Source organism: Cupriavidus sp. UME77 (assembly GCF_014170355.1).
Taxonomy (GTDB): Bacteria; Pseudomonadota; Gammaproteobacteria; order Burkholderiales; family Burkholderiaceae; genus Cupriavidus; species Cupriavidus basilensis.
Map to the genome: position 1 here is coordinate 61080 of NZ_LZZU01000014.1, position 24228 is coordinate 85307.

Genomic DNA, 24228 nt, shown 5'->3' on the forward strand with positions numbered 1-24228 from the left:
CGAGTTCATCGGGAAAATCGTACGGCAAAACATGTGTGCCGGCGCAATATTTGTCACAGTGCATCACCCGATTCCCGAACCCCCTTTTGTTTGCAAGCGCCGTCGGCCAGGACAATGCGTCCAGCCATGGCACTGTCATCGGAGAAAAGTCATGGCTCTCATTCATCGCATCGCAAGGCACGCCGGCGCCGTATTGCTGGTGTTCGGCGCGCTCGCCTCGCTTGCGCCGCGCGCCGAAGCCGCAGGCGCCGCCGTCGTCTCTCATACGATCAAGGCGAACGGCATCGCCTTGCATTACCTGCAATCCGGGCGCGGCGGCGGTACGCCTGTCGTGCTATTGCATGGCTACGCGGAATCCAGCCATATGTGGCTGCCGCTGATGGCGAAGCTTGGCGACAAGCGTACCGTGATCGCACCGGACCTGCGCGGCGCGGGCGACTCGGCGATGACGGCGTCGGGCTACGAGAAGAAGATCCTGGCGCAGGACATTCACGCCATGGTCCAGGCTCTCGGCTACCGCAAGATCAACATTGTTGGCCACGATATCGGCTTGATGGTCGCGTACGCTTACGCCGCGCAATACCCGGACGAAGTGGAAAGCGTTACGCTGATGGATGCATTCCTGCCCGGCGTGGGCGACTGGCAAAAGGTCTGGCTGCTGCGCGACAAGTGGCACTTCAACTTCTATGGCGATACGCCGGAAAAGCTGGTGAAGGGCCGCGAGCGCACCTATTTTGAGCACTTCTGGAACGATTTCGCCGCTGACCCGAAGCACTCTGTGCCGGAGGCAGATCGCCGGATCTATGCTGCCAACTACGCCAGGCCGGGCCGGATGCGCGCGGGATTCGAGTTCTTCCGCGCGTTCCCGCAGGATGCCGAAGACTTCGCGGCGCTGGCAAAGCACCCGCTGCCGATGCCCATGCTGGTGCTGGCGGGCGAGAAGGCTTCGGGCAATTTCCTGATCGACCAGGCACGCCTCGTCGCCACCCATGTGCAAGGCGTGATCGTCAAGGGCTCGGGGCACTGGCTGATGGAAGAAGCGCCGGGGCAGACCATTCCAGCTATCGTTCAGTTTATCGACGCGCCGTCGCAACCCGCTAGTGCCGACTAAAGACGTCTACCTCACCACATCAAAAGGAGTATCGACATGGGACTGCTCGTCAACGGCAAATGGCAAGACCGCTGGTATGACACGGCATCCACCGGCGGCCGCTTCGTTCGCAAGGACGCTGCCTTTCGCAACTGGGTGACGCCCGATGGCGCCGCCGGCCAGAGCGGCACCGGTGGCTTCAAGGCCGAAGCCGGGCGCTATCACCTGTACGTGAGCCTGGCCTGCCCGTGGGCGCACCGCACGCTGATCATGCGCACGCTCAAGGGGCTGGAGGGCATGATCAGCGTCTCCACGGTGCACTGGCTGATGCTCGGCGAGGGGTGGACGTTCGCCGAGGGCCCGGGCGTCGTGCCGGACACGGTCAACGGCGCGCGGCTCCTGCACCAGGTCTACACTAGCGCCGATCCCGACTACACCGGGCGCGTCACCGTGCCCGTGCTGTGGGACAAGCAGCGGGGAACCATCGTCAGCAACGAGTCGTCGGAGATCATCCGCATGTTCAACACCGCCTTCGATGGTGTCGGCGCCAGGGCGGGCGACTACTATCCGGCAGCGCTGCGCGCGGAAATCGATGAAGTCAACGCACGGGTGTACGACACGCTCAACAACGGCGTCTACAAATCCGGCTTTGCCACCACGCAAGACGCGTATGAAGAGGCGGTGACGCCGTTGTTCGATACGCTCGACTGGCTCGAGGCGCGGCTCGCCACGCGCCGCTTCCTGCTGGGCGATCAGCTTACCGAGGCCGACATCCGCCTGTTCACGACGCTGGTGCGCTTTGACGCGGTCTATGTGGGGCACTTCAAGTGCAACCTGCGGCGCATTGCCGACTATCCGAACCTGTCTGGCTTTACGCGCGACATCTACCAATTGCCGGGGATCGCGGCGACGGTCGATATCGACCATATCAAGCGGCACTACTATGAAAGCCACCGCTCCATCAATCCGAGCGGCGTGGTGCCGGTGGGGCCGGTGCTGGACTTTGCCGCGCCGCCGGAGCGCGCGCGGCTGGCGGCGTGAGGCCGCCTTCCGTCCCGTCTATTTACCAGCTGAGACCACTGTCATGAAGTTTCATCGCCAATCCCTGCTTGCCTTGCTCACAGTGGCAGCCGTTGCCACCGCGCCCGTCGCGTTGGCTGCCGCCGACGATGGGCCTGCGTATGGCCCCGAGCTGGAGGGCTTCGACTATCCGGCGCCGGTGCAGCAGTTCGCGTTCACCTCGCAAGGCGAGGCGATGCAGATGGCTTACATGGACATCAAGCCGGAGCGCGCCAATGGCCGCACCGCGGTCTTGCTACATGGAAAGAACTTCTGCGCGGCGACCTGGGGGGACACGATCAAGGTGCTCAGCACGGCCGGGTATCGCGTCATTGCGCCGGACCAGATCGGCTTCTGCAAATCCAGCAAGCCGGCGCACTATCAATACAGCTTCCAGCAACTGGCGCGCAACACCCACGCCTTGCTGGAATCCATCGGGATCCAGCAGGCGACGGTGATCGGGCATTCCACGGGGGGCATGCTGGCGATGCGCTATGCGCTGATGTACCCGCAGCAAACCGAGCGGCTCGCGCTCGTCAACCCGATCGGCCTGGAAGACTGGAAGGCGTTGGGCGTGCCGTCCTTGTCGGTGGATCAATGGTATGCCCGTGAGCTTGCCACCAATGCCGACAAGATCCGCAACTACGAACAGGCTACGTACTATGTCGGCACATGGCGCCCCGAGTACGAGCCCTGGGTGCAGATGCTGGCAGGCATGAACCGCGGCCCGGGCAAGCAGCAGGTGGCCTGGAATTCCGCGCTGATCTACGACATGATCTTCACGCAGCCGGTCGTGTACGAGTTGGGCGCGCTGAAGACGCCAACCTTGCTGCTGATCGGCGACAAGGACACTACGGCCATCGCCAAGGACGCGGCACCGCCGGAGGTCCGCGCGAAGGTCGGCAACTATCCGGTGCTGGCGCAGCGCACCTTGAAGGCGCTGCCGAACGCCAGGCTGGTGGAGTTTCCGGCGCTGGGCCACGCGCCGCAGATGCAGGATCCAACGGCGTTTCACAAGGCGCTGCTGGATGGCCTGGCGGCGTTGCCGGCAAGCCGGTAGCACGAATGCCGAAGGCGTGCGGGGCGGGGGCGCCGGCTGAGGGAATGAATCCTGCATGGGGGCCAGGGCAAGACCGTTCTGCCCGTGGCCGTCACGCGCTGGCGGTTACCGCCGTCAGATCAGATCCCTGGCCTGTCGTTACCGAACATGAACACGCCGAACACGCCATCTTGTACTTTCTCCGACCCATGCGGGCCGCGTTTTGTAAGAAATGCAGTGCCATCGCCACCGTTCTCTGCAGATCCGCCGCGCACGACAAGCTCGCGCGCGCGAGGCACTTTTGCTTTCGTCTTGTCGTGTTCACAGCGGTGACGCTCGGCTTGCCGGCAGGCCATGCCTTTGCCGAGGAGACGGAGGCGGCATCTGCGGTCGAAGTGGCGCAGTGCGGGGATCTGCTCGCCATCGTGCGCGACAGCCTGGTCAAGGAGGTGGAAGTGCCTTGTGCTGACCTTGCGTGGGCAACATGCAACGAACGCAAGCGTCCGCTGCTGGCCATCACCGACTATATCCGCAAGCGCAGCGCCAACCGAGGCGACGATTGCGACACACTGCTGGAAGTGAATCGCCGCCTTCGCGCCTTGCCGCCAAAGCGCTGACAGGCCGCGCCGGGGTGCTACCATGCGCGCAGCTTGCTAGCCTGGGCATCAGGCCCGGGGGGCAGAGTTCGACTTTTGCAGGGGAATCTGGATGGATCCGACAGTAGTGATCAGCACCTTCGAGCGCATCGCCAACGACGACACGGTGGAGCTATCGGTGGACGACGCCGTGGCCGGCCTGGCCGCGCTGCTTGCCAGCGAGCCGTTTTCCGATGCGGCGCGTGCGCTGCTGGAGACGGTGGGCGCCACGCTCTATCGCGTGGGCCTGGATGGCTACGAAGGCTGAAGGGAAAGTGGGCGGCGCGCTCGCGCCGCTCCAGGCATCTTAGTAGACAGGCGCTTCGCCCTCGGGGCGGTGCTTGAAGCGGCGATGCACCCAGTAGTATTGCTCCGGCATGGCGCGGACCTGCTGCTCCAGGAACGCGTTCATGCGCAGCGCGTCGACCTTCTCGTCGCCGCAGGGGTAGCCCGCCAGCGCATCGAATATCTTCAGCTTGTAGCCGCGGTAGCCAGGCAGGACAGTGGTGGTGAAGGGCACGACGCGCGCGCCGCTGAGCGCGGCGAGACGCGACACCGAGGTGAGCGTGCAAGCGGGGACGTTGAAAAACGGCACGAATACCGAATCGCGCAAGCCAAAATCCATGTCCGCCGCGAGCATCAGCGGCGTGCCCGACTTGAGCGCGCGCAAGGCCTGGCGCACGCTGCCATTGCGCGGGATCATCTCCGTGCCGAACCTGCCGCGCTGCTGCTTGGCGAGTTGTTCCAGCAACGGGTTCGACATCTTCGAGTAGAGCGAGGCCACCGGATGCTTGATCGAGTAGAACATGCAGCCGGCCTCGATCGCCACGAAATGGAATCCCAGGAAGATGGTCGGGCCGGCCTCGGTGTTGCCGAGCTCGATGGCGGACTCCAGTTCGACCAGCTCATTGAGCTTGCCGGCGCAGCCATACCATTGCACGCCGCGTTCCAGGTAGCTTCGAATCACGTGGCTGAAATGCGCCTGCCCCAGGGCATGTCGATGCGCTTCGCTCTGGTCGGGGAAGCAAAGCCGCAGGTTGGTCTGCACGACGCTGCGGCGCCGGCTTGGAATGCGATAGAGCAGGGCGCCCAGGCCCATGCCGATGCGGGCGCACACGCCATAGGGCAGGGCGGCGAGCAAGCGCAGCAGGCTGACGGTGAAAAATAGTCCGATACGCTGGATCATCCTGTTCCTGAAAGGTTGCCGCGTGGCGTGACGCGCGCCGCTGTCTCGCGTGAACGACGCGGCAGTGGTGGTGATTGCCAGCTACTGGGCTTGCGGGGCCTGTTGGTGTGGTGCTATGGCGCCGTGTCGATGCGGGCGCGTGCCTGCATCATTGAAGGTCCGGGACCGGCGCCTGCTGCGGCGCCAGCTGCCAGCCCTGCGCATCGACGTTCTTCCCGTCGCGGTAGGTCCAGCCCGTGCCGCAGGCCTGGCACACAAAGGTACTGACTGTCATCGCAGGGCGGCGTGGCACCTTGATGCGCTGCGTGTCGGTGATCCTGAGCAACGCATGGCCTGGCGAGCCACCACGGTTGGTGTCGATGGCGAGGCAGGCTGGGCAAGGCGACATGCGGAATCCGGCGGCGGAAGGTGGGTGACTGTAGCACGTTCATGCTGCTATAAACCGCCGCCGCGAGCTTGTATCTGTTCGCGCACGTGAGCGCGCGCGAGGTGTGGCGCGAAGTGCGGAAAAGACCGTGCCCGCAATCAATGAGGCACTTTTTTCTTCGGTAAGTTGACATGCCTATCCCAGGCCTGTATAAACGTTGGTGCAGGATCTTTCAAGCGGTTACTCAGATGTTATGGATCGTCCCCTCCAAGCGGCGATTCGTTTGCTCCATGTTCCTTCCTTGATCGTCATGCCTGGTGAGCATCAGGCTCATCCAGAACTTTTAAGGTTTAAAGGATATCCAGCATGGAAACCGGTACCGTCAAGTGGTTCAACGACTCCAAGGGCTTCGGCTTCATCACCCCTGACGCAGGCGGCAACGACCTGTTCGCGCATTTCTCGGAAATTCAAGGCGGCGGTTTCAAGTCGCTGCAAGAAGGCCAGAAAGTGCGTTACGTCGCAGGCGTTGGCCAAAAGGGCCCCGCAGCGACCAAGATCGAGCCGATCTAATCGAGCCGATTCGAATCGCCTAGAAAAAAGCCCCGCTTAGCGGGGCTTTTTTTTTACCGACTGGGACTCATCGAGGTGCGCAAGTGCATAAAACATCATGCCTATGGTCGAATCCATCCTTCTAGCTGCCGTCCGGGTTTCGTCCTTCGAGGGCCAGCAGCCGCTGACCAACGCGAGCGGATTCTTTTTCGAGCGCGATGGCCGGCTCTTCGTGGTGACCAGCCGCCATGTGGTGTTCGACGAGCCAAGCAAGCACCACCCGGACCGCATCGAGATCGAGCTGCACAGCCAGCCGGAAAACATGGCCGACTCGATCGGCTTTTCGATTCCGCTGTACCGTGACGGGCTTGCCGTCTGGCGCGAAGGCGAGGACGGCGGCGGCCCGGTCGATGTCGCTGTGGTGGAGATCGAGCGCAAGGCGTTGCCGCCCAAGCTGCTTTACCGGGCCTTCACGCCGGAGCACCTGGCGCAGCCTTCCGATCGCGTCGAGGTGGGCGACTCCCTGTTGATCGTCGGATTTCCGCTGGGTTTTCATGATGCGCTCCATCATCTGCCGGTTGCGCGCCAGGCCGTGGTCGCGTCCGCGTACGGATTGCGCTTCCAGGGCCAAGGTTTTTTCCTGACCGATGCCAGGACGCACCGCGGCACCAGCGGCGCGCCTGTGGTCTCGCGCATGCGCGATGGCCGGGGCGACGAGCTGGACCTGCCGTGGATGCTGCTCGGCATCCACTCCGCTCGCTTCGACGTCGGCTCGCGCGACCTGGCGGAGGATGAAGTGCTTGGGCTGAACTCTGCCTGGTATGCGGACATGCTGCTGACCCTGACCGAGCCCGTGGCGGCAAAGCCCGCGCGGGCCGCGCCTGGCACCGCCGCTACTCCCGCTGCTACTCCCGCTGCTACTCCCGCTGCTACTCCCGCCGCCATTACTCGCCCCGTTGCCGCCGCCGCGGCCGTTGGCAATGCGGCAGCTACGCCGTCGGTTGTCCCGGAGGCCGCTCCCGCTCCCGCCCCAGTCCCGCCCTCTCGGCCAAAATAAAGGTCATGGAGCGGCTCTCAATAGGAGTAGAGTGGGACTCAGTGGAACTGTGGAGTGCATCATGGACGTCAATCCGATTGCCAGCTACAAAGGGTTCGACTTATACCCTCTCGTGTACAAGCACGCCGTCGTGCGCGCCTGGCCGGAACGCAGGCCGGACCGGACCTTCGACGCCGCCGTCGTGATCTGCCGCGAAGGTGGCGAGCCCGAAGGAACGCAGGCCCGCACGTTCCGCCTCGACACGGTGCCGTGGGACAACGTCGGCGCTGCGCGCCGTGGTGTCGTTCGTTACGCCGAGGACATCATCAACGGCGCGATTCCCGGGCAATCCGTCGTCTCGCTCTGACACCCAGAGCGATATGCGGCAACGTCCGTCGTTACACGAGGATGACGCAGGCGCGCCTGCCATGTCCTCGCCTGTCCATGGCTTGGCCGAGCTGCCAGCCACCGCTGCATCGTCGCCAGTTGACGAGATCCCCGGGATGTCCTGCTTGTCCGTCCGGCCGACGGCGCGCCGATCGGTCGCCGGTGCTTCGTCATGCTAGATCTCGTTGCCTTCGTGAAGCCCGTCCTTGACGAGATCACCGGGCAAGACGTCAGGATCTGGCCGGCAGGGAAACGCGTGGTGACGGCAAACTGGCAGATCCCTGTTGCCAGGAGCTTTACCTGGCCAGCCAGGTCGCTTGAAATCGAGATGGCGCACGACGTCGCGGAGCAATTGAGCAACGCGGACCAGAGCGCCTTATATCAACTACAACGCAGCCTTGACCGGTATCTGCGCGCACGCCTTGGCGTCCATTGCAAGCAGGACAAGCCAGGGAACGCGATCGTGATTGTCGTCGATCGCCTGTTGGCTCCCTAGCTTGCCCGCGTGCTGGCGCATTGGGCCTGGGCATTGGCCATTGCGAGCGATGCGGCACAAGGCCAGCTGCGGCATCCAGCCGCCTGGAGCACACTACATGAACAATACGCCTTCCGCCTGCTACAAGGGTTTCGACCTCTATCCGCTGGTCTACAAGATCCAGCCCGCGCAATCCTGGCCGAGGACCAAGCCGGATCGCAGCTTCAACGCGTCCGTGGTGATCTGCCGCGAAGGCCATCGGCCCGGCAGTGAACGCACGCGCGTGTTCCGTCTGGAAAGCACGCCTTGGGAGAACATCGGCACGGCGCGCAGGGGCGCCGTGAAGTTCGGTGAAGATATTATTAACGGACTGATCCCCGGGGAGTCTGTCGCTACGCTGTAACGCTGCGCCGGCAGAATCTGGCCGAGTGGCGCGGCGTTGCCCGTGCCTGCCGTGATGCTGGTGTTGCTGGTGTTGCCAGCTGGTATCGTAGGGGTGGCCCGGCCGCCGCCAGGCAATGGGAAGCAAGAGGAAACGGGACCGCGCAGCGCAATGCCCGCCCTGCCGGTCTACCTGTCAAAACCTGCCGTGCGCAGTTGCGCCGGCCCGCGAGCGCATACGTCATGAACAAGGTTGCCGCACCATCCAATTTCCTCTGCACGCTACCGGGACAAGGCAAGGGCATCGCCTACCATGTAGCCGTCAGCTTTCTCGACTCCAGTCATCCGACGGGTGTGCGCTTCACCAGTTTCGTTGGTGACGGCAGGCGTTCATTCGGGGTTCAGGCCAACGAGGCAGCCTTGGCGGGCGAAATGGTCGACAGCTTCGAGGCATTGTGCCGGCTGGCGATCGGGCAAGCGATTCGTGACAACCTTTATGACAAGGCTGGCGAAGGAGACTACGTGCTGGACCTGGGCGCGCAGCCCTTCGAGGGCGAATTGCGCCCGGTTGGTTCGCGCGTCGGTGTCAGCATGCCGCGCATGCGGTTTCCTGGCTGAGCCATCGCGTTTCCTGGCGCTGGCACGGGCGCGGGGAGCGCCCGGGAGATCGTGCTGGTCCGGACTGCCCTGCTAGACGCCGAATGCCGGGCTGCCGAAGCGGGCCAGCAGCGATTCGATCAGTGCCATGTCTTCGGTCTGCGGCGTCCTGTCTTCCGTGGCGCGCGACGGGCCGCAATAGGTTGCGCATACATGTCTGCGCACGGTAAGCACTTCATCCGCGGGGCGCTCCACCGTGACTTCCGGTCCCGGCACGTGGCGATAGCTTCCGCCTACCCAGCCACCTGGCGTCAGGTGCATTTCTTCCCATTCTTCGCTGATCGACATGATTCTTCCTTTCGTTAGAGGGTGGGAGGGGCCGCGGGTCGACAGCTTGACGGCGCGGCAGCGTATCCGGCCAACCAGTATCAGTACTTGTGGCGGTAGTTGATCCGGCCCTTGGTCAGGTCGTAGGGCGACATTTCCAGCGTGACGCGATCGCCGGCCAGGATACGAATGCGGTTCTTCTTCAGGCGGCCGGACGAATAGGCCCACACCTGGAAACCATTTTCCAGGATGACGCGAAAACGGTTGTCCGGCAGTACTTCCGATACTTGTCCACCAAATTCCACTAGTTCTTCTTTAGCCAAGGATGATCCTTTTGCAGCAAGACCTGCTGCACAGTAGGTTGAGACGCATGCGGGTTGCTTTTTGTGTGGCCGGCCTATTGCAGGCGCATATCGGCAGCGACGCTCTCGGCCGCGCGTCGGGCGGCCTGTTTGGCCTGGGCTTCGGTGCCATGCGTGGCATGGCGCATCGAGACGTTGGCGACGATGCATTCGGAGCCATTCTTGTATTCGGCGATCAGGTAGGTCGCAAACCACACGCCTGGCTCTTGTTGTATCGGGTAGACCGACACGGTGTACGGATTGGCGCGGGTGGCGCGGGTAATGCTATTGGTGCGATTGATGCTTTGATTCAAGGTGTTGCCCTTATGCGGGCGGACGATCTGAGGCAACGTCAGGCGCATCTCGTGGTGCGCCGCGTGCTCTCTTCTGGCGATCGGTCGCCGTGTTTGTGTTGTCCAGCAACGGCAGGTCTCGCGCATTTGCGCGAGAAAGGTAGCTGGTGATGAGTGGACCGTGCTTGCGCAGGCTGATGCGCCAGGTACATGCGCACAGGTTGCGGAGCGGACATGCCGCCGGGTCGGGAGGGTGATGGGCGGTTGTCGCCCTGAACGAATCGGGTGTACGCCCGACAGGCCGCCGTTAATATTTTGATGATGTCTGGCAGCCGGCACGTTTGGGCCGACGAGAAGGGGGTCGGCGAACGGCCAAGACTGGCAATGATACCATTTTCCGTCAATCGGCGCTCGCCCGCGGATTTGCGCGTACGATAGATATGGTGTTGCGCATAGCGCCCCTCGTGGCGCTGGCGCAGCGAGACGCTACCCGTCGTGTCCCAGGGCGGCCGGTGCCCGACGCCGGGCAGGTCGCAACTGAGCGAGGTGATCGATGCCGGAGAGTTTTTTCTATCAGGGCCACTACGTCAACCTGGAGCTGACGCAGCGCACATTCGGCCAATGGAACTGGGTCTATACGCTGGATACGCACGGCCGTTTCGAAAACCAGGGCAACGCGTTCAGCTCGCGCGAGCTTGCCATGGCGGACGCCCTGGAGAACGCAAAGGCCCGGATCGAGCGCCTGGGACACTAGTCAAGTCAAGTGGCACCAGGCGCCCAGGCGCCTGGCCGCCTTACTTCCCCTCGTCGGGAATGTTGTATTGCGCCTGCAGTGTGGCCGTGAACGGCCGGATCTTCTCGATGCAGGCCGCGCTGTCGCCGCCTTCCATGGTGGACAGATTCCAGTTGCAGCCGCCCACGTCCGGCGCATGCCAGCAAACGTCGCCGAAGCAGGCGCCGCTGCATTCCGCGAATTTCTGCTGCTCGGCGCGAATCATGGCGCGCAGTTCCGCCTTGTTCTTGATCTGTCGGTCCATGGTCGTCTCCTGTTTTTTCGTGGGGAAGTCTTGCTGGGCGTGGCTGCGGCCAGGCCGGTCAGGGCGGCCGCGCGATGGACTGCAATTCCGGGCGAATCGAGGGGGCGGGATTACTTGCGCTTGACGAACGTGGACATGTCGTCGATGACGGTCCTTGCATAGGACACGGCCAGGTCGATGGCATCGTGCGGCGTGTGCGCGACATGTTCTAGCAAAGGTGGCACCAGCCTGAGCGAGCCGCTGTCGCCGCTGACCTGCGTGATGGTCACGGTGGCGAGAAAGCTCGCCCGTGCGAGTTCGTCGTTGGCGCTTTCGTCGAACGAGCGGCGTACATTGGCCGAAACCTTGAACCCCTTGTAGATCGCATGATTTTGAGACATGTTGATCTCCTTTCTTCAACGAGCATACGCTGTTTGCCTGGTGGCGTCCGATTTACTTGGCGGCGCAATGGCGGTTTGGCTCTCAACCGGCGGCCGACGGCGATTTTCCCGCTTTCGTAATGCGCAGGCACCTCGCGCGATATTTCCCTGAACGTTGGAGTAAGCGGGTATGCTGGATCTGCCGCCTGGCACGCAATGCAGTAACCCACTCGTGGAGACACACCATGGCCAAAGGTCAATTACGCGGCAATCGCGAAACCAAGAAGCCCAAGCAACCCAAGAAGCCGGTCGCACCCGCAGCACCGTTCGGTGCCGTCCAGTCGCGCGTCGGCAATGATGGCGCAGCAGGCAAGAAAAAATAATCAAGGCGCGAATAAAACGCGAATAAAGCGCAAACAATGTGCAGCTGAAGTGCAACAGAGACGGAACGTCAGGCTGGACCGCGCCATCTTGCGTTGCTGCAAGAAGCCCAGGGTGCCATCGCGACCGGTGTGCTCCCGTTCAGCACCTGACGCTCACCCGAGGCGGTGGCGGTGACAAGCTGCCGCCGGGGCGTTCCAGACACCGGGAGTGCAAGATGAGGCGTGACATGTCCTTCGCGGACCGCGTGCTGACGGCACTGCGCGCTGACAGCCAGGCGATGATGACGGATCTCCAGCTCGCCAAGGCGCTGGGCAATGCCGATGCATCCAAGCTCAGCCACCATTTACTGCTGCTTCAGGATTCGGGCCTGGTCGCCAAGACCGCGACTTCCGGGTGGCGCCTGACCTGGGCTGGCCACGACCGCGCGGAAGCGCGCAGCGTGGCCTAGCAGGCATCTGGCCGGCCGCACAGACAAACTACCCCCCACAAAGTACAAAGCCCGTGGCCATGGCGGCACGGGCTTTGTCACGCTATTTCTTGTCGGCGGGCTGCACCGCTTGCGGGTCAAACTGGCCGGGCTGGGAGGTCCTGCGCTTTTCGCCGGGTTGCTGGAAGTGTGTCTTCCAGGGTGTGGTCGGCGCTGTTTGCTGACCAGGCTGCCTGGGACTGTAGTTCATGCGATACCCCCATCGATGTCCGTTCGTGCCGGACCGGCACTCTCCCAGTGTAGGCTTATGCCGGTCCTTTCCCTAACGCTGTTACCGATGAGGCGCCCGCTCGCGGCGGCGTCGCCATCCCGGTGTCATTCCTCCTGGAATGCTTCCTCGCGCTTGGCCTTGATTGACGGCAGGGCAACGATGCAGACCAGCAGCCCGGCTGCGATCAGCAGGCCGAGCGACAGCGGACGGGTCAGGAACACGGTGAACGTCCCCCGCGACAGCAAGAGCGCGCGGCGGAAGTTCTCTTCCATCATCGGCCCCAGCACAAAGCCCAGCAGCAGCGGCGCCGGCTCGCACTTGAGCTTGATGAACAGGTAGCCGATCACGCCGAAGCCAGCCGCGGTGAAGACGTCGAAGGTCTGGTTGTTGACCGAGAACACGCCGATGCAGCAGAACACCAGGATGGCCGGGTACAGGTAGCGGTAGGGCACCTGCAGCAGTTTGACCCAGATGCCGATCAGCGGCAGGTTCAGGATGATCAGCATCAGGTTGCCGATCCACATCGAGGCGATCAGGCCCCAGAACAGCGCGGGGTTGCTGGTCATGACCTGCGGGCCCGGCTGGATGTTGTGGATGGTCATCGCGCCCACCATCAGCGCCATCACGGCGTTGGGTGGAATGCCCAGCGTGAGCAGCGGGATGAAGGAGGTCTGCGCCGCGGCGTTGTTGGCCGATTCCGGACCCGCCACGCCTTCGATGGCGCCCTTGCCGAATTCATGCGAGTACTTGGAAGTCTTCTTCTCCAGCGAATAGGCCGCAAACGAAGCCAGCGCCGCACCGCCGCCCGGCAGGATCCCCAGGATGGAGCCCAGCGCGGTACCGCGCAGCACCGCTGGCGCCATGCGCTTGAAGTCAGCCTTTGAGGGCCACAGGTTGGTGACGTGATCGGTGAAGGTTTCGCGGTTTTCCTTCTGCTCCAGGTTGGCGATGATCTCGGCAAAGCCGAACATGCCCATGGCCAGCGCGACGAAGTCGACGCCGTCGGTCAGCTCCGGCACGTCGAACGAGAAGCGCGCTGCGCCCGAGTTCACGTCGGTGCCAACCAGGCCCAGCAGCAGCCCCAGCACGATCATGGCAACCGCCTTGGGCAGCGAGCCCGAAGCCAGCACCACGGCGCCGATCAGGCCCAGGCACATCAGCGAGAAATACTCGGCGGGCCCAAACTTGAATGCCAGTTCCGACAGCGGCGTAGCAAACGCGGCCAGGATCAGGGTTGCCACGCAGCCGGCGAAGAACGAGCCCAGGCCGGCGGTGGCCAGCGCCACCCCCGCTCGCCCTCGCCTGGCCATCTGGTAGCCATCGATGGTGGTCACCACCGATGACGATTCACCCGGCAGGTTGACCAGGATGGCGGTGGTGGAGCCACCGTACTGGGCGCCATAGTAAATGCCGGCCAGCATGATCAGCGCGGCCACCGGCGGCAGCGTGTAGGTCACCGGCAGCAGCATGGCGATGGTCGCCAGCGGCCCGATGCCGGGCAGCACGCCGATCAGCGTTCCCAGCACGCAGCCGAGAAAGCAGTATCCAACGTTCTGTAGTGTCAGCGCCGTGGAGAACCCAAGGGCCAGGTGTTCGAATAGTTCCATGAGGCTGTCTCCCTCGCCTGCAGTGAAACCCGGGCCGCGCATCTGCGGCAAGGCAGGCACGGCGGTCCAGGCTACGCGCGGTACCCTTTGCGGAATTGCGCGCGAATCGGAGGAAGCCGCGCGCGGCGCGAGGCTACGCTGGTTTCCGCCACAGATCGTCATCGACAGCAAGCGCGCGCGCTTAGGCGCACCCCAATGGCTTACCAAGCACAGTAGGCGCGGGTGCTTTCATCCGCCTTTCAGTGACGGCCGCTGCGGGTATGTCCCGATACGCCTGAGCGATGCCTGAGCGATGCCTGAGTGACGCCGGCGATTCCTTGCGCCCGAAAAGCAACGCCCCGGACGAAAGCCGGGGCGTTGTCGCATGGCCTGCCGCTCGCCTGGCAGGCAAGCGGGCGCACTGCTTACTGCTTCATCGTGTCCTTGCCCATGGCGTCCTTGCCCATCGAGTCCTTGCTCATGGAGTCTTTGCTCATGCTGTCTTTGCTCATCTTGTCCTTGCTCATCTTGTCGTGGCTCTTGCTCATCTTGTCCTTGCTCGTCGAGTCCTTGCCCATGGTGTCCTTGGCCATGCTGCTGTCATTGCTCATGGCATCCTTTTTCATGGAGTCCTGGGCAAAGGCATGACCCGCAAACAGCATCGAGGTCGAGAGCAGGGTAGCTGCGAAAAGTTTGTTCATGAAGATCTCCTTGGGGTGGTCAATGTGCTAGCCGGCACCATGCCGGCCAATTTCATGCGGATCAGGATCCGCCGAACCAGTTGTATCCCTGGTCTTCCCAGTAACCGCCGGGATACGTGTTGGTGACGTACAGCGCCATGATGTGCTTGGGGTTCTTGTAGCCAAGCTTGGTCGGCATGCGCAGTTTCATGGGGAAGCCGTACTTGGGCGGCAGCTTCTCCCCGTCGTAGGTAAAGGTCAGCAGCGTCTGCGGATGCAGCGCGGTGGGCATGTCGATGCTGGTGAAGTAGTCGTCGGCGCAGCGAAAGCCCACGTACTTCGCGCTGGTGTCGGCACCCACGCGATGCAGGAATTCCGAGAAGGGCGTGCCGCCCCACTTGCCGATGGCGCTCCAGCCTTCCACGCAGATATGGCGCGTGACCTGCGAAGTCTGCGGCAGCGCGTAGAGCTGCTCGAGCGTCCACGGATCCTTGCGCGCCACCATGCCGCCGACTTCCAGCCGGAAGTCAGCGCCGTCGACCTCGGGCACTTCGTCTTCACCGTAAAAGGCATTGAACGGGAACGGCCGCGTGATCATGGACTCTGCGTAGGTGGGTGCGAGCCGCTTAGGGTCGAACAGCCAGCCTTGCACGCGATCGTTGAAGCGCGATACCGCGGTGAGAAAGCGGTCCACCGAGGCGTCGTCGCTCAGGCTGCAGCCCGTCAGCATCGACAGCCCGCCCAGGGTGATGGCGCGCTTGGCGAACAGGCGGCGAGACGGCATATCGAGTTCGCGCACGGCGTCTCGCAGGATCAGGCGCCGGTCAAGCGTGGCGATGGGTTTGGACTTGTTCATGGCGGTTCTCCGCGATGCGGCTCTGTGGATTCAGTTCTTTGGATGCGTTTGCGAGAACACGGCCGGCGATCAGCGGCCGCGCAGCATGATCAGCAGCGTGCGCGGCACCAGCGCCACCATGGCCACATGCACCACGATGAACAGCACGATGGCGCTCATGCATACGAAGTGGACCCAGCGCGCCGCGTCATAGCCGCCCATCAGCTCGCGCAGCAGCGGGAATTGCACCGACTTCCAGATCGCCAGGCCGGACAGCACCGTGACCACGATGACCACCACCACGCCCAGGTACATGGCCTTCTGGGCCGCGTTGTATTCAGCCAGGTCCGGGTGCGCAAGCCGGCCGCGCAGCGCCGCGGCGATATCGCGCAGCGCGGCGGGCACGGACAGCGGCAGGAAGCGGCGGCGGAACCGTCCGGTGAGGGCGTTCATCAACAAGTAGAACAGCCCGTTGGCGACCAGCAGCCACATCGCGGCGAAGTGCCACTGCAACGCGCCGCCCAGCCATCCGCCGAGCGTGATGCCCTTGGGGAAATGCAGGCCGAACAGCGGCGACGCGTTATAGATGCGCCAGCCGCTCATCACCATGATGATGACGGCGATGGCATTGAGCCAATGGGTGATGCGCACCCATGCCGGCTGGATGGTGGCGGACGATTGTCCGCGGCGGTCGTGTGCGGGCCGCGATAGCTGGGAGGCTGTGTCCACCGTCTTTCTCCAATGTTCCGTGGCGCTCGCAGGTGCGGCTGCTACGGTTTATGTGCCTTTGTCGACGGTGGTGGCACGAACTTACACGCGGGATGGAAATTTTTCTGGCAGGCGCGCACGTCGGCAACAGGTATCCCCGGAGTCACTCAACGAGCTCGGCGAAAGAAGGTACGGACTGTTGGGCGACGCATGGACGGCTACCCGCACTATTGACATTAGCACTCCGCCCGCGAGACGCCAAAGGCGATCGATGCCCGCTTCCCACGGCCCGCTACAATGCTGGCGGGCCGCGCGGCCAGCGCTGTCCCACCGCGCGCGGCCCGGCCTACCCGGAGCCGCATGCCGCCGCCCAGACACCATCCCCGGACCCCAGGATCTCCGCATGCCTTTGACCGCAGAGCAGCTTATCGAATACATGGACTTCGCCGCAGGCCTCGCGCAGGCCGCCGGCAACGCCAGCTTGCCGTACTTCCGCAGCGCCCCGGCGGTAGAGGACAAGGGCGGCCGGTACTTCGACCCGGTCACCGCGGCCGACAAGGCAGCCGAGCGCGCCATGCGCGACCTGATCCTGGCGAAATACCCGGAGCACGGCATCCTGGGTGAAGAAGAGGACCGCGTGGCCGGCAGCTCGCCGCTGACCTGGGTGCTCGATCCCATCGACGGCACCCGTGCCTTCATTACCGGGCTGCCGCTCTGGGGCACGCTGATCGCGCTCAACGACGGCCAGCGCCCGGTGATCGGCATCATGGACCAGCCGTTCACGCGCGAGCGGTTCAGCGGCGATGGCAACCAGGCATGGCTAAACGGCCAGCCCCTGCATACCCGGCCGTGCGCCGACCTGGCGCAGGCCAAGTTGATGTGCACCACGCCGGAGATGTTCGAGGACGCGGCACAGTTCGCCGCCTTCCGCCGTGTGGCGGACGCGGCCCGCATGCAGCGCTACGGCGGTGATTGCTACGCCTACTGCATGGTCGCAGCGGGCCACGTGGATGCGGTGGTGGAGGCCGGCCTGAAGGCTTACGACGTGCAGGCGCTGATTCCGATCGTGCAAGGCGCTGGTGGCGTCATGACCAGTTGGACCGGCGGGGATGCGCAGCAGGGCGGCACCGTGGTGGCCTGCGGCGACCCGCGGCTGCACCAGCAGATACTCGCACTGCTGAATGCGCCTGCTTGAGCACTCCTGTCGCCCGTGGGCGCTGGCCGGGCTTGCTATCATGCTGGCCGCAACGTCCGGCGCGGAAAAAAGACAGCCCAGCCAGCACGGCCATCCGGCCCGGACTTAACCATGCAGTAGGAAAGAACCAGAAACATGATGTCAAACGCTTGCGGCCTAGATTTCGGCACGTCCAATTCCACGGTGGGCTGGTGCCGGCCGGGACAACCCACGCTGTTGCCGCTGGAAGATGGCAAGCTCACGCTGCCCTCCGTGATCTTTTTCCATTCCGAGGATCCGCTGGTCAGCTACGGCCGCGCCGCGCTTGGCGATTACCTCGCGGGCTATGAAGGCCGGCTGATGCGCTCGCTCAAGAGCCTGCTCGGCACCTCGATGATGGAGGACAGCACCGAGGTCATGGGGCAGGCCATGCCGTTTCGCAAGCTGCTCTCGCACTTCATCGGCGAGCTCAAGCAGCGCGCCGAGACCTCGGCCGGCGCCAGCTTCGACAAGGTCGTGCTGGGCCGCCCGGTGTTCTTCATCGACGAAGACCCTAAGGCCGACCAGCTTGCCGAGCAGACGCTGCGCGAGATCGCGGCGGATGCCGGCTTCAAGGACATCGAGTTCCAGTACGAGCCGATCGCCGCGGCCTTCGATTATGAAGCCACGATCGCGCGCGAGGAACTGGTGCTGGTGGCCGACATCGGCGGCGGCACCTCCGACTTCTCGCTGGTGCGCCTGTCACCCGAGCGGGCCGGCAAGGTCGACCGGCGCGGCGACATCCTGGCCAACGGCGGCGTGCATATCGGCGGCACGGATTTCGACAAGAGCTTGAGCCTGGCGAGCGTGATGCCGTTCCTGGGCCTGGGCAGCGAGCTGCGCAACGGCAAGGCGATGCCTTCGGGCCAGTATTTCGACCTGGCGAGCTGGCACACCATCAACCTGGTCTACACCCGCAAGGCGTGGTCGCACGTGATGGACAACTATCGCGATGCGGCCGACAAGGTCAAGCTGGACCGCCTGATCAGCCTGATCAAGCAGCGCGCGGGCCACTGGCTCGCAATCCAGGTGGAAGCCGCCAAGATTGCCTTGTCGGGCGAGCCGCAGACGCAGCTCGACCTGGGGCGCATCGCCCCGGGCGAGACCATGGCGATCAGCCGCGCTGACTTTGACCAGTCCATTGCGAAACTGGTTGGCAAGACCGAGGTGACGGTGCAGGCGTTGTTGCGCGATGCGGGCGTACAGGCGGATGAGATCGACACCGTATTGTTTACCGGCGGATCCAGCAGCGTGCCTTTGTTGCGTGAGCGGCTGTCCGAGCTGATCCCCGGGGCGCAGCGGATCGAGGGCGATCTGTTTGGCGGCATTGGTTCCGGACTGGCGCTGGATGCGCGGCGCAAGTTCGGGTGAGGGGATTGGGTGGGGTAGGTTGACTGCAACTGCAACTGCAACTGCAACTGCAACTGCTTAGCGTCAAGGGCAACTGCAGTTTCACCCCCCCCTGCGGGGCGGCGACCTACTTTCTTGTCTCGCCAAGAAAGTAGGCAAAGAAGGCGACCCGGATGCGGCGAAAGACTCCTCGCCGCATAACGGGAGATTCAAACCTCCACGGCTACACGGAATATCGTTTTCTGCTCTCTCTGGTTCGCTCCCCCCACGCAGTGGGAGGGGACGGACGGGCGCTGGCAAGAGCAAGATGCCCTAGACCGCCGCTTCTGGCCGGGTGCCGTCCGTCATCCCCGCATGCTAATGTCCCATCTTCGCGAATTCGCGTTTTCGAAGAGGCACCACATGCATGCGGGTATCGTCGAAGCCAGCTACGGCTCCGATCCGGTTGGCCTGGTCAGCGGCTTTCGCTTCCTGCCCGGCGAGCCGGGCCAGCCCATCGATTCCGCCGCGGCGGCCGCGTGGCTCGGGAAGCCCCCGCCGGGCGACGAGTTTCTTTGGCTGCACTTCAATCTGTCGCATAGCGCGTGCGAGCGCTGGCTCAAGGGCCAGCTCGACCTGCCCGAGGAATTCTTCGAGGCGCTGCGAGAGGGCTCGCGCTCCACGCGCATCGAGCGCCTGGATACGGCGCTGCTTGCGGTGGTCAACGACGTGATCTACAACTTTGGCGTGGCCACCACCGATATCTCCACGCTGTGGGCCTGTGCCGACCGCCGCATCCTGGTGACAGCGCGCATGAAGCCGCTGCGCTCGGTTGACCAGCTGCGCGCCTCGGTGCGCCAGGGCGAGTTGTTCCACACGCCGCTGGCGCTGCTGGTGCATTTGCTGCGCGACCAGGCCGATGTGCTGGTGCGCATCGTGCGCGAAACCAGCGTGACCGTGGACCAGGTCGAGGATCGCCTGCTCTCGCATCGTTTGCATGGCAACCGCGCGGAGCTTGGCTCCATGCGCCGCGGCCTGGTGCGCTTGCAGCGGCTGCTCGCGCCCGAGCCTGGCGCGCTGTTCCGCCTGCTCAACCGGCCGCCAGCCTGGCTGCAGGACCAGGACATCCAGGATCTGCGCTCCTCCACCGAAGAGTTCTCCCTGGTGCTGAGCGACCTGGCCGCGCTGGTCGAGCGCATCAAGCTGCTGCAGGAAGAGATCGCGGCCAAGCTCAACGAGCAGACCAATCGCACGCTGTTCACGCTGACGCTGGTCACCGTGCTGGCGTTGCCGATCAACATTGTTGCCGGCTTCTTCGGCATGAATGTGGGCGGGATTCCGCTGGCGGACCATCCGCACGGTTTCTGGGTGCTGGTGGTGCTGGTGGCCAGCTTCACCGTGCTGGCGGGGCGCTGGGCCTTCCGCAAGCAGGGCAGTTACTGAGCGCGCGGGTAAAGAGTCACGGACGCGTCACATCTCGCGGTTAGCCTGCCAGTCACCACGTTGTTGCGAACAGGAGTTAGCGATGAGACCAGACGAGAATGAGCTGATTCGGCGTATCCACCGCGAGGTGGCCGATCACTATGACGAAGAACTCGAACTGGAGCTGGAAGACCACCATGTCGATACGCTGTTCGGCGAAGCCGGCGGCGGCCTGGACGACGACGAGCGGGCTGCGCGGCGGCTGTACTTCCGCGAGCTGTTTCGCCTGCAGGGCGAACTGGTCAAGCTGCAAAGCTGGGTGGTGGAGACCGGCCACAAGGTCGTGATCCTGTTTGAAGGGCGCGACGCGGCCGGCAAAGGCGGCGTGATCAAGCGCATCACCCAGCGGCTCAACCCGCGCGTGGCCCGGGTGGCGGCGCTGCCGGCGCCCAACGACCGCGAACGCACCCAGTGGTATTTCCAGCGCTATGTCTCGCACCTGCCGGCGGCGGGCGAGATCGTGCTGTTCGACCGCAGCTGGTACAACCGCGCTGGCGTGGAGCGCGTGATGGGCTTTTGCACCGACGACCAGTACGAAGAGTTTTTCCGCTCGGTGCCGGAGTTCGAACGTATGCTGGTGCGCTCCGGCATCCAGGTGATCAAGTACTGGTTCTCGATCTCGGACGAAGAGCAGCATCTGCGTTTCCTCTCCCGCATCCATGATCCGCTCAAGCAGTGGAAGCTCAGCCCGATGGATCTCGAATCCCGCCGGCGCTGGGAGGATTACACCCGCGCCAAGGAAATCATGCTGGAGCGCACGCATATCGACGAGGCGCCGTGGTGGGTGGTGCAGGCGGTCGACAAGAAAAAGGCGCGCCTCAATTGCATCCATCACCTGCTGCAGCAGATGCCTTATGAAGAGCGCGTGCAGCCGCCCGTGGTGCTGCCGCAGCGCGAGCGGCACGACGACTACTCGCGCCAGCCGGTGCCGGACAACATGATCGTGCCGGAAGTCTACTGAGCCTTCTTTTTCGCGCGCTGCAGGATGAAGCCGGCCACGTCGTCGCGCACAGGTGCCAGCCAGTGCAGCGGGTCGGCGAACACGCCGATCAGCAACGTGTGGGAGAGCCGCGCATAACTGCGGAACTGCACGGGCACGCCGCGCTGTTCCAGCCGCGCTGCCATTTGCGCGGAGTTGCGCAGCGGGTTGATCAGGCGGTCGCCGTCGTCCACGCCGATGAAGGCTGCGGGTGAGCGTGCATCGGCGTAGTCGATGGGCTGGGAGCCAGGCGGGTAGTCGGGGTGATGGAACACCGGCTGCGCCTGGCGGTTCTCGATCGGCAGGAAATCGTAGGCCCCTGCCAGCCCGATCCAGCCACGCAGCAGGGCGGGGCTCATGTCGAAGCGGCCGAGCCAGCGCGCATCGAGCGCGAGCATGGCGGCGTTGTAGCCACCCGCGCTGTGTCCCATCAGGAACAGCCGTTGCGGGTCGCCGCCGTAGCTGGCGATCTCGCGGCGCGTCCACGCGACCGCGCGCGCGTTGTCCACCAGGAAATCCGGATAGCTGACTTCCGGGTAGAGGCGATAGTCCGGGATCACGGTCAGGATGCCGTGCGCGGCCAGCGCTGCCGCGACGAAGGCGTAGTCGGCCTTTTCCCCGCTGTTCCAGGTGCCCCCATAGAAGAACACCACGACCGGCGCCTGGCCCGGGCACACCGGCTGGCGCGGCGCGTAGATGTCGAGCCTGGCGCGTTCGCCGTCGCCGTAAGGCACGTCGGCGCTCAGGGCATAGGCTTTGCTTTGGGTTAGGCCATTGAGCACGTCCGCCGTGGAGCAGGCGCCAAGGCCGACCAGCGGCAGTGCCAGGAGGAGTGAAAGAAAGCGCGGTCTGGGCATCGGCAAGACTTCCTCCCCGGTGGTTTCTTCAAGTGCTGCCAGCCATTCTTGCATAGTCCCCGCGCGCAGTGCGGCATGGCCTGCCCGCCGGGGCTAGTACGGATGCACAGCAAGTTTCCCCCTCGTTAAAGCTCTTGTCCCGGATGCCGTTATTTCGGTGGCTTAGGCCTCGTGCGCCCAGGCCGGCATCCACAGAACAAGAATCGGAGCTTTAGAACATGAGGGGTCCTCTCTTTCGCCGACGCGCAGGCCTGCTCGCTGCCCTGCTGGCCGCCATGTCTGTCGCCGCCTGCGGTGGCGGTGGCGGCGATGCGCCGGCTGCCGCCCAGGCAGCCGCGAGTCCTTCCCTGCCGGTCGCCAGCGCGCCCGTGCCGCCTACGCTGGCGCCGGCCTGCGGCGGCTGCGGCGCCGTGGATGCCAGCGATTACTCGGGTTCCGGCGTCGGCGTCTGGTCCGCCTCCAACACCACCGGTGCGCCAGCCGATGTGCCAGTTGCCATCGGCGGCGTGAACGGCAAGGCCGTGACGCTGCTCTACACCAACGGCGCCACGGCGCAGGCCATGCCGGCCGGCCTGTCGCTGTCGGTGATCCAATCCGTACTGGGCAACCTCTCGATCCAGTCGGTCTCCACGGGGCAGGACGAACAAACGCTGCGCGACATTGGCGAGTTCAATCGCGCCGGCTGGGCGGCAATGGCCGGCGGCAAGCAGGTGGCCAGCCTTTCCGAAATCGCGCCGCCACCGCCGCTTGCCTCCGTGGTCAACGATACCAAGAGCTGGTATCACACCGACGGCACGCGCCGCGCGGCCACGCTGGTCAAGCAAGTCAGCACGGCAGATGCCACCACCGTCAACATCTGGGTGGAGACCACCGAGTCGGCGCCTGGCAAGGTCACCGGCACGCTCGTCGACACGCTGGCTGCCGCCTTCGCCGGCGGCGGTGGCATCTACGACATGCTGACCTCGGTCGGCGGCCCGCTATGGGGCCCGCACAGCTACAACAACCTGATCGCCGGCAGCGGCCAGCCGGTGGATATCGTCGTGCTCAACTTCGACAACAACAGCACGCCATTCGGCACCGTGGGCTATTTCTGGGGCCTGCACAACCTGAAGGCCACCTCGGATCCGCGCAGCAACGAGTCGCTGTCGCTCTATCTCGATTCCGAGACCCTGTACCTGGGCGGCGCCGCAGGCCTGAAGTCGATGAAGATGACGATGGCGCACGAGGGGATGCATATGCAGAACTTCTACCGCCGCGGCGTCAAGGCCGGCCAGCAGTACGCATTCGACAGCTGGCTGGAAGAGATGTCCGCGATGATGATGGAGGACTTCGCCAGCCAGACCATCGACCCCACCTACAACGCGATCCGCGACGTGCGTTTCAGGGACTACGTGAGCTACGGCAACGGCAACTTCAACTGCAATATGCTGAATTTCACGGGTTTCGGCGCCACCTGCGAGAGCTATTCGGTGTCGGGCAGCTTCGGCGGCTTCCTGGACCGGCAACTCGGCCTGGCCTTCTACAAGGACTTGCTGGGCCGGACCTCCAGCGCGGACTCCAAGACCGTGCTCGACCAGGCCATCAAGGCCGCGCGCCCGGACTCCGGCTTCAGCCAGGAACTGTTGCGCTGGAGCGTCACCAGCAATTCGCTGATGCCAGCCGCGACGTCGCCGGCGCGCTACGGCTACCCAGCCCGTGTCGATGGCGGCTTTACGCTTCCGCTGATCGATCCGGACCTGTTCCGCGCGTCGCGCAAGCTGCCAGTGGCCGTGCCCGCCACGCTGCAGCCGTACGGTAGTTTCCCGGTGGTTCGCAGCAATGTGGGCGCCACGTTCAGCGAGACTGTGCGCGTGCCTGCCGGCGCTACGCTATCCGTCGTGGTGTACTGACTGTACTGAACGCGCTAAGTGCCGGCTCGCCGGATCTTGCTCCGGCGGCTCCCGGGCGGCGATGTCCGCCGCCCGGACTTGTCAATCCAACAAACCTCATGCGCCGAATCCTGCCCCTGATTGCTGCCCTGTCCGTCGTGCTGGCCGCGTGTGTGCACGCGGTGCCGGCCGGGCGGTCCATCGCCTTGACGGGCACGGTGATGGTCAAGGGCAGCGCCCTGTTCCAGCAGCCGGTGCTGGTCACCGCCGAAGGCGAGGCATGGGTGCTGGAGAAATTCCCTGTCGGCGAGGCCGAGGCGTTGCGCGGCCAGAAGGTGGGCGTGACCGGCACCGTGCTGCGCGCAAACCAGCCCGGCACGTGGGCACCGGCCATCCGCGTCGAGCGGATCGAGGCCGTGCCGGACGGCGCTCCCGCGCGCTAGATCCGGAT

32 protein-coding genes are annotated in these 24228 nt (G+C 64.3%); 20 read left to right on the top strand and 12 right to left on the bottom strand.

Annotated elements, in window-relative coordinates; all coding sequences use genetic code 11:
• Nucleotides 1-151 precede the first annotated feature (151 nt).
• The 5 genes from A9975_RS06590 (at nt 152) to A9975_RS06610 (ending at nt 4091) form a co-directional block, all read left to right on the top strand.
• Nucleotides 152-1111 (top strand): alpha/beta fold hydrolase, encoded by a 960-nt coding sequence (locus tag A9975_RS06590; RefSeq protein ID WP_183031930.1) that lies wholly within the window; start codon nt 152-154, stop codon nt 1109-1111.
• Between the two features lie 36 nt (nt 1112-1147).
• Entirely contained in the window at nt 1148-2131 is a 984-nt protein-coding gene (locus A9975_RS06595; protein WP_183031931.1) for a glutathione S-transferase family protein, read from the top strand.
• A 43-nt stretch (nt 2132-2174) separates the two neighbouring features.
• Nucleotides 2175-3209 carry an alpha/beta fold hydrolase gene (locus A9975_RS06600; protein WP_183031932.1) on the top strand — a complete coding sequence of 345 codons (1035 nt, stop codon included), beginning with the start codon at nt 2175-2177 and terminating at the stop codon, nt 3207-3209.
• A 44-nt stretch (nt 3210-3253) separates the two neighbouring features.
• The gene (locus A9975_RS06605) at nt 3254-3805 is read left to right on the top strand and encodes a hypothetical protein (RefSeq protein WP_183031933.1); all 552 of its coding nucleotides are present in this window, start codon (nt 3254-3256) and stop codon (nt 3803-3805) included.
• A gap of 91 nt (nt 3806-3896) precedes the next feature.
• A complete protein-coding gene (locus A9975_RS06610; protein WP_043344120.1) occupies nt 3897-4091 on the top strand; it encodes a hypothetical protein in 195 nt (64 codons plus the stop codon).
• A gap of 39 nt (nt 4092-4130) precedes the next feature.
• Here A9975_RS06610 and A9975_RS06615 read toward each other — a convergent pair whose 3' ends face one another.
• Together A9975_RS06615 and A9975_RS06620 are read right to left on the bottom strand one after the other, a co-directional pair.
• Nucleotides 4131-5009 (bottom strand): lipid A biosynthesis lauroyl acyltransferase, encoded by an 879-nt coding sequence (locus A9975_RS06615; protein WP_183031934.1) that lies wholly within the window; start codon nt 5007-5009, stop codon nt 4131-4133.
• 148 nt (nt 5010-5157) lie between these two features.
• A complete protein-coding gene (locus A9975_RS06620) occupies nt 5158-5397 on the bottom strand; it encodes a hypothetical protein (protein ID WP_174427091.1) in 240 nt (79 codons plus the stop codon).
• 345 nt (nt 5398-5742) lie between these two features.
• Here A9975_RS06620 and A9975_RS06625 point away from each other — a divergent pair, with 345 nt between their 5' ends.
• From A9975_RS06625 to A9975_RS06650, 6 genes are all read left to right on the top strand, one after another.
• Nucleotides 5743-5946, top strand: a complete 204-nt coding sequence (locus tag A9975_RS06625) for a cold-shock protein (protein WP_006157950.1) — start codon at nt 5743-5745, stop codon at nt 5944-5946.
• Between the two features lie 97 nt (nt 5947-6043).
• Nucleotides 6044-6982, top strand: a complete 939-nt coding sequence (locus A9975_RS06630; protein WP_370564026.1) for a serine protease — start codon at nt 6044-6046, stop codon at nt 6980-6982.
• Nucleotides 6983-7043: 61 nt separating this feature from the next.
• Nucleotides 7044-7328, top strand: coding sequence for a hypothetical protein (locus A9975_RS06635; protein ID WP_183031935.1), 285 nt, complete (start codon nt 7044-7046; stop codon nt 7326-7328).
• Nucleotides 7329-7520: 192 nt separating this feature from the next.
• A complete protein-coding gene (locus tag A9975_RS06640; RefSeq protein WP_183031936.1) occupies nt 7521-7844 on the top strand; it encodes a hypothetical protein in 324 nt (107 codons plus the stop codon).
• A gap of 97 nt (nt 7845-7941) precedes the next feature.
• Entirely contained in the window at nt 7942-8226 is a 285-nt protein-coding gene (locus A9975_RS06645; protein WP_150988690.1) for a hypothetical protein, read from the top strand.
• 221 nt (nt 8227-8447) lie between these two features.
• Nucleotides 8448-8822: a hypothetical protein gene (locus A9975_RS06650; protein WP_183031937.1), complete on the top strand. Its 375-nt coding sequence runs from the start codon at nt 8448-8450 to the stop codon at nt 8820-8822.
• A 72-nt stretch (nt 8823-8894) separates the two neighbouring features.
• Here A9975_RS06650 and A9975_RS06655 read toward each other — a convergent pair whose 3' ends face one another.
• The 3 genes from A9975_RS06655 to A9975_RS06665 all read right to left on the bottom strand — a co-directional run bounded on the left by A9975_RS06655 (nt 8895) and on the right by A9975_RS06665 (nt 9831).
• Nucleotides 8895-9149 carry a translation initiation factor 1 gene (locus A9975_RS06655; RefSeq protein WP_150988684.1) on the bottom strand — a complete coding sequence of 85 codons (255 nt, stop codon included), beginning with the start codon at nt 9147-9149 and terminating at the stop codon, nt 8895-8897.
• A gap of 80 nt (nt 9150-9229) precedes the next feature.
• Nucleotides 9230-9451 (bottom strand): translation initiation factor IF-1, encoded by a 222-nt coding sequence (gene infA, locus A9975_RS06660; RefSeq protein WP_006157957.1) that lies wholly within the window; start codon nt 9449-9451, stop codon nt 9230-9232.
• A 74-nt stretch (nt 9452-9525) separates the two neighbouring features.
• On the bottom strand, nt 9526-9831 hold the full coding sequence (locus tag A9975_RS06665; RefSeq protein WP_370564029.1) for an isochorismatase: 306 nt from the start codon (nt 9829-9831) through the stop codon (nt 9526-9528).
• A gap of 484 nt (nt 9832-10315) precedes the next feature.
• Here A9975_RS06665 and A9975_RS06670 point away from each other — a divergent pair, with 484 nt between their 5' ends.
• Nucleotides 10316-10516, top strand: a complete 201-nt coding sequence (locus tag A9975_RS06670) for a hypothetical protein (RefSeq protein ID WP_150988681.1) — start codon at nt 10316-10318, stop codon at nt 10514-10516.
• A gap of 40 nt (nt 10517-10556) precedes the next feature.
• On the opposite strand, the gene A9975_RS06675 is transcribed toward A9975_RS06670, so the two are convergent.
• Both A9975_RS06675 and A9975_RS06680 read right to left on the bottom strand, forming a co-directional pair.
• A complete protein-coding gene (locus A9975_RS06675; RefSeq protein ID WP_183031938.1) occupies nt 10557-10799 on the bottom strand; it encodes a hypothetical protein in 243 nt (80 codons plus the stop codon).
• 110 nt (nt 10800-10909) lie between these two features.
• A complete protein-coding gene (locus A9975_RS06680; RefSeq protein WP_150988675.1) occupies nt 10910-11179 on the bottom strand; it encodes a GTP cyclohydrolase in 270 nt (89 codons plus the stop codon).
• Between the two features lie 224 nt (nt 11180-11403).
• On the opposite strand from A9975_RS06680, the gene A9975_RS06685 reads away from it, so the two are divergent.
• On the top strand, nt 11404-11541 hold the full coding sequence (locus A9975_RS06685) for a hypothetical protein (protein WP_006157962.1): 138 nt from the start codon (nt 11404-11406) through the stop codon (nt 11539-11541).
• A gap of 227 nt (nt 11542-11768) precedes the next feature.
• Nucleotides 11769-11990, top strand: coding sequence for a hypothetical protein (locus A9975_RS06690; RefSeq protein ID WP_043344159.1), 222 nt, complete (start codon nt 11769-11771; stop codon nt 11988-11990).
• A 354-nt stretch (nt 11991-12344) separates the two neighbouring features.
• Here the strand turns inward: A9975_RS06690 and A9975_RS06695 are convergent, their stop codons facing one another.
• The 4 genes from A9975_RS06695 to A9975_RS06710 form a co-directional block, all read right to left on the bottom strand.
• Entirely contained in the window at nt 12345-13847 is a 1503-nt protein-coding gene (locus A9975_RS06695; protein ID WP_006157964.1) for a tripartite tricarboxylate transporter permease, read from the bottom strand.
• A gap of 404 nt (nt 13848-14251) precedes the next feature.
• Nucleotides 14252-14527 carry a pentapeptide MXKDX repeat protein gene (locus A9975_RS06700; protein WP_183031939.1) on the bottom strand — a complete coding sequence of 92 codons (276 nt, stop codon included), beginning with the start codon at nt 14525-14527 and terminating at the stop codon, nt 14252-14254.
• A 61-nt stretch (nt 14528-14588) separates the two neighbouring features.
• Complete coding sequence (locus A9975_RS06705) at nt 14589-15362, bottom strand: molybdopterin-dependent oxidoreductase (RefSeq protein WP_183031940.1); 774 nt, start codon at nt 15360-15362, stop codon at nt 14589-14591.
• Nucleotides 15363-15431: 69 nt separating this feature from the next.
• On the bottom strand, nt 15432-16070 hold the full coding sequence (locus A9975_RS06710) for a cytochrome b/b6 domain-containing protein (protein ID WP_183031941.1): 639 nt from the start codon (nt 16068-16070) through the stop codon (nt 15432-15434).
• Between the two features lie 382 nt (nt 16071-16452).
• Between A9975_RS06710 and hisN the strand changes: the two genes are divergently transcribed.
• From hisN to ppk2, 4 genes are all read left to right on the top strand, one after another.
• Nucleotides 16453-17244 carry a histidinol-phosphatase gene (gene hisN / locus A9975_RS06715; protein ID WP_183031942.1) on the top strand — a complete coding sequence of 264 codons (792 nt, stop codon included), beginning with the start codon at nt 16453-16455 and terminating at the stop codon, nt 17242-17244.
• Between the two features lie 135 nt (nt 17245-17379).
• Nucleotides 17380-18633 carry an Hsp70 family protein gene (locus A9975_RS06720; RefSeq protein WP_183031943.1) on the top strand — a complete coding sequence of 418 codons (1254 nt, stop codon included), beginning with the start codon at nt 17380-17382 and terminating at the stop codon, nt 18631-18633.
• Nucleotides 18634-19014: 381 nt separating this feature from the next.
• Nucleotides 19015-20034: a transporter gene (locus tag A9975_RS06725; RefSeq protein ID WP_183031944.1), complete on the top strand. Its 1020-nt coding sequence runs from the start codon at nt 19015-19017 to the stop codon at nt 20032-20034.
• An 82-nt stretch (nt 20035-20116) separates the two neighbouring features.
• The gene (gene ppk2 / locus A9975_RS06730) at nt 20117-21034 is read left to right on the top strand and encodes a polyphosphate kinase 2 (protein WP_183031945.1); all 918 of its coding nucleotides are present in this window, start codon (nt 20117-20119) and stop codon (nt 21032-21034) included.
• Here the strand turns inward: ppk2 and A9975_RS06735 are convergent.
• The gene (locus tag A9975_RS06735) at nt 21028-21909 is read right to left on the bottom strand and encodes an alpha/beta hydrolase (RefSeq protein WP_183031946.1); all 882 of its coding nucleotides are present in this window, start codon (nt 21907-21909) and stop codon (nt 21028-21030) included. The two genes, ppk2 and A9975_RS06735, sit on opposite strands and share 7 nt — an antisense overlap.
• Before the next feature lie 218 nt (nt 21910-22127).
• On the opposite strand from A9975_RS06735, the gene A9975_RS06740 reads away from it, so the two are divergent.
• Complete coding sequence (locus tag A9975_RS06740; RefSeq protein ID WP_183031947.1) at nt 22128-23798, top strand: hemagglutinin; 1671 nt, start codon at nt 22128-22130, stop codon at nt 23796-23798.
• 98 nt (nt 23799-23896) lie between these two features.
• A complete protein-coding gene (locus tag A9975_RS06745; protein WP_183031948.1) occupies nt 23897-24220 on the top strand; it encodes a hypothetical protein in 324 nt (107 codons plus the stop codon).
• Nucleotides 24221-24228 lie beyond the last annotated feature (8 nt).

What these genes read in the sequence shown, in the direction of transcription:
- A9975_RS06590 (WP_183031930.1), top strand. Translation starts at nt 152, where the DNA reads ATGGCTCTCATTCATCGCATCGCAAGGCACGCCGGCGCCGTATTGCTG.
- A9975_RS06595 (WP_183031931.1), top strand. Translation starts at nt 1,148, where the DNA reads ATGGGACTGCTCGTCAACGGCAAATGGCAAGACCGCTGGTATGACACG.
- A9975_RS06600 (WP_183031932.1), top strand. Translation starts at nt 2,175, where the DNA reads ATGAAGTTTCATCGCCAATCCCTGCTTGCCTTGCTCACAGTGGCAGCC.
- A9975_RS06605 (WP_183031933.1), top strand. Translation starts at nt 3,254, where the DNA reads ATGAATCCTGCATGGGGGCCAGGGCAAGACCGTTCTGCCCGTGGCCGT.
- A9975_RS06610 (WP_043344120.1), top strand. Translation starts at nt 3,897, where the DNA reads ATGGATCCGACAGTAGTGATCAGCACCTTCGAGCGCATCGCCAACGAC.
- A9975_RS06615 (WP_183031934.1), bottom strand. Translation starts at nt 5,009, where the DNA reads ATGATCCAGCGTATCGGACTATTTTTCACCGTCAGCCTGCTGCGCTTG.
- A9975_RS06620 (WP_174427091.1), bottom strand. Translation starts at nt 5,397, where the DNA reads ATGTCGCCTTGCCCAGCCTGCCTCGCCATCGACACCAACCGTGGTGGC.
- A9975_RS06625 (WP_006157950.1), top strand. Translation starts at nt 5,743, where the DNA reads ATGGAAACCGGTACCGTCAAGTGGTTCAACGACTCCAAGGGCTTCGGC.
- A9975_RS06630 (WP_370564026.1), top strand. Translation starts at nt 6,044, where the DNA reads ATGCCTATGGTCGAATCCATCCTTCTAGCTGCCGTCCGGGTTTCGTCC.
- A9975_RS06635 (WP_183031935.1), top strand. Translation starts at nt 7,044, where the DNA reads ATGGACGTCAATCCGATTGCCAGCTACAAAGGGTTCGACTTATACCCT.
- A9975_RS06640 (WP_183031936.1), top strand. Translation starts at nt 7,521, where the DNA reads ATGCTAGATCTCGTTGCCTTCGTGAAGCCCGTCCTTGACGAGATCACC.
- A9975_RS06645 (WP_150988690.1), top strand. Translation starts at nt 7,942, where the DNA reads ATGAACAATACGCCTTCCGCCTGCTACAAGGGTTTCGACCTCTATCCG.
- A9975_RS06650 (WP_183031937.1), top strand. Translation starts at nt 8,448, where the DNA reads ATGAACAAGGTTGCCGCACCATCCAATTTCCTCTGCACGCTACCGGGA.
- A9975_RS06655 (WP_150988684.1), bottom strand. Translation starts at nt 9,149, where the DNA reads ATGTCGATCAGCGAAGAATGGGAAGAAATGCACCTGACGCCAGGTGGC.
- A9975_RS06665 (WP_370564029.1), bottom strand. Translation starts at nt 9,831, where the DNA reads ATGCGCCTGACGTTGCCTCAGATCGTCCGCCCGCATAAGGGCAACACC.
- A9975_RS06670 (WP_150988681.1), top strand. Translation starts at nt 10,316, where the DNA reads ATGCCGGAGAGTTTTTTCTATCAGGGCCACTACGTCAACCTGGAGCTG.
- A9975_RS06675 (WP_183031938.1), bottom strand. Translation starts at nt 10,799, where the DNA reads ATGGACCGACAGATCAAGAACAAGGCGGAACTGCGCGCCATGATTCGC.
- A9975_RS06680 (WP_150988675.1), bottom strand. Translation starts at nt 11,179, where the DNA reads ATGTCTCAAAATCATGCGATCTACAAGGGGTTCAAGGTTTCGGCCAAT.
- A9975_RS06685 (WP_006157962.1), top strand. Translation starts at nt 11,404, where the DNA reads ATGGCCAAAGGTCAATTACGCGGCAATCGCGAAACCAAGAAGCCCAAG.
- A9975_RS06690 (WP_043344159.1), top strand. Translation starts at nt 11,769, where the DNA reads ATGTCCTTCGCGGACCGCGTGCTGACGGCACTGCGCGCTGACAGCCAG.
- A9975_RS06695 (WP_006157964.1), bottom strand. Translation starts at nt 13,847, where the DNA reads ATGGAACTATTCGAACACCTGGCCCTTGGGTTCTCCACGGCGCTGACA.
- A9975_RS06700 (WP_183031939.1), bottom strand. Translation starts at nt 14,527, where the DNA reads ATGAACAAACTTTTCGCAGCTACCCTGCTCTCGACCTCGATGCTGTTT.
- A9975_RS06705 (WP_183031940.1), bottom strand. Translation starts at nt 15,362, where the DNA reads ATGAACAAGTCCAAACCCATCGCCACGCTTGACCGGCGCCTGATCCTG.
- hisN (WP_183031942.1), top strand. Translation starts at nt 16,453, where the DNA reads ATGCCTTTGACCGCAGAGCAGCTTATCGAATACATGGACTTCGCCGCA.
- A9975_RS06720 (WP_183031943.1), top strand. Translation starts at nt 17,380, where the DNA reads ATGATGTCAAACGCTTGCGGCCTAGATTTCGGCACGTCCAATTCCACG.
- A9975_RS06725 (WP_183031944.1), top strand. Translation starts at nt 19,015, where the DNA reads ATGCATGCGGGTATCGTCGAAGCCAGCTACGGCTCCGATCCGGTTGGC.
- ppk2 (WP_183031945.1), top strand. Translation starts at nt 20,117, where the DNA reads ATGAGACCAGACGAGAATGAGCTGATTCGGCGTATCCACCGCGAGGTG.
- A9975_RS06735 (WP_183031946.1), bottom strand. Translation starts at nt 21,909, where the DNA reads ATGCCCAGACCGCGCTTTCTTTCACTCCTCCTGGCACTGCCGCTGGTC.
- A9975_RS06740 (WP_183031947.1), top strand. Translation starts at nt 22,128, where the DNA reads ATGAGGGGTCCTCTCTTTCGCCGACGCGCAGGCCTGCTCGCTGCCCTG.
- A9975_RS06745 (WP_183031948.1), top strand. Translation starts at nt 23,897, where the DNA reads ATGCGCCGAATCCTGCCCCTGATTGCTGCCCTGTCCGTCGTGCTGGCC.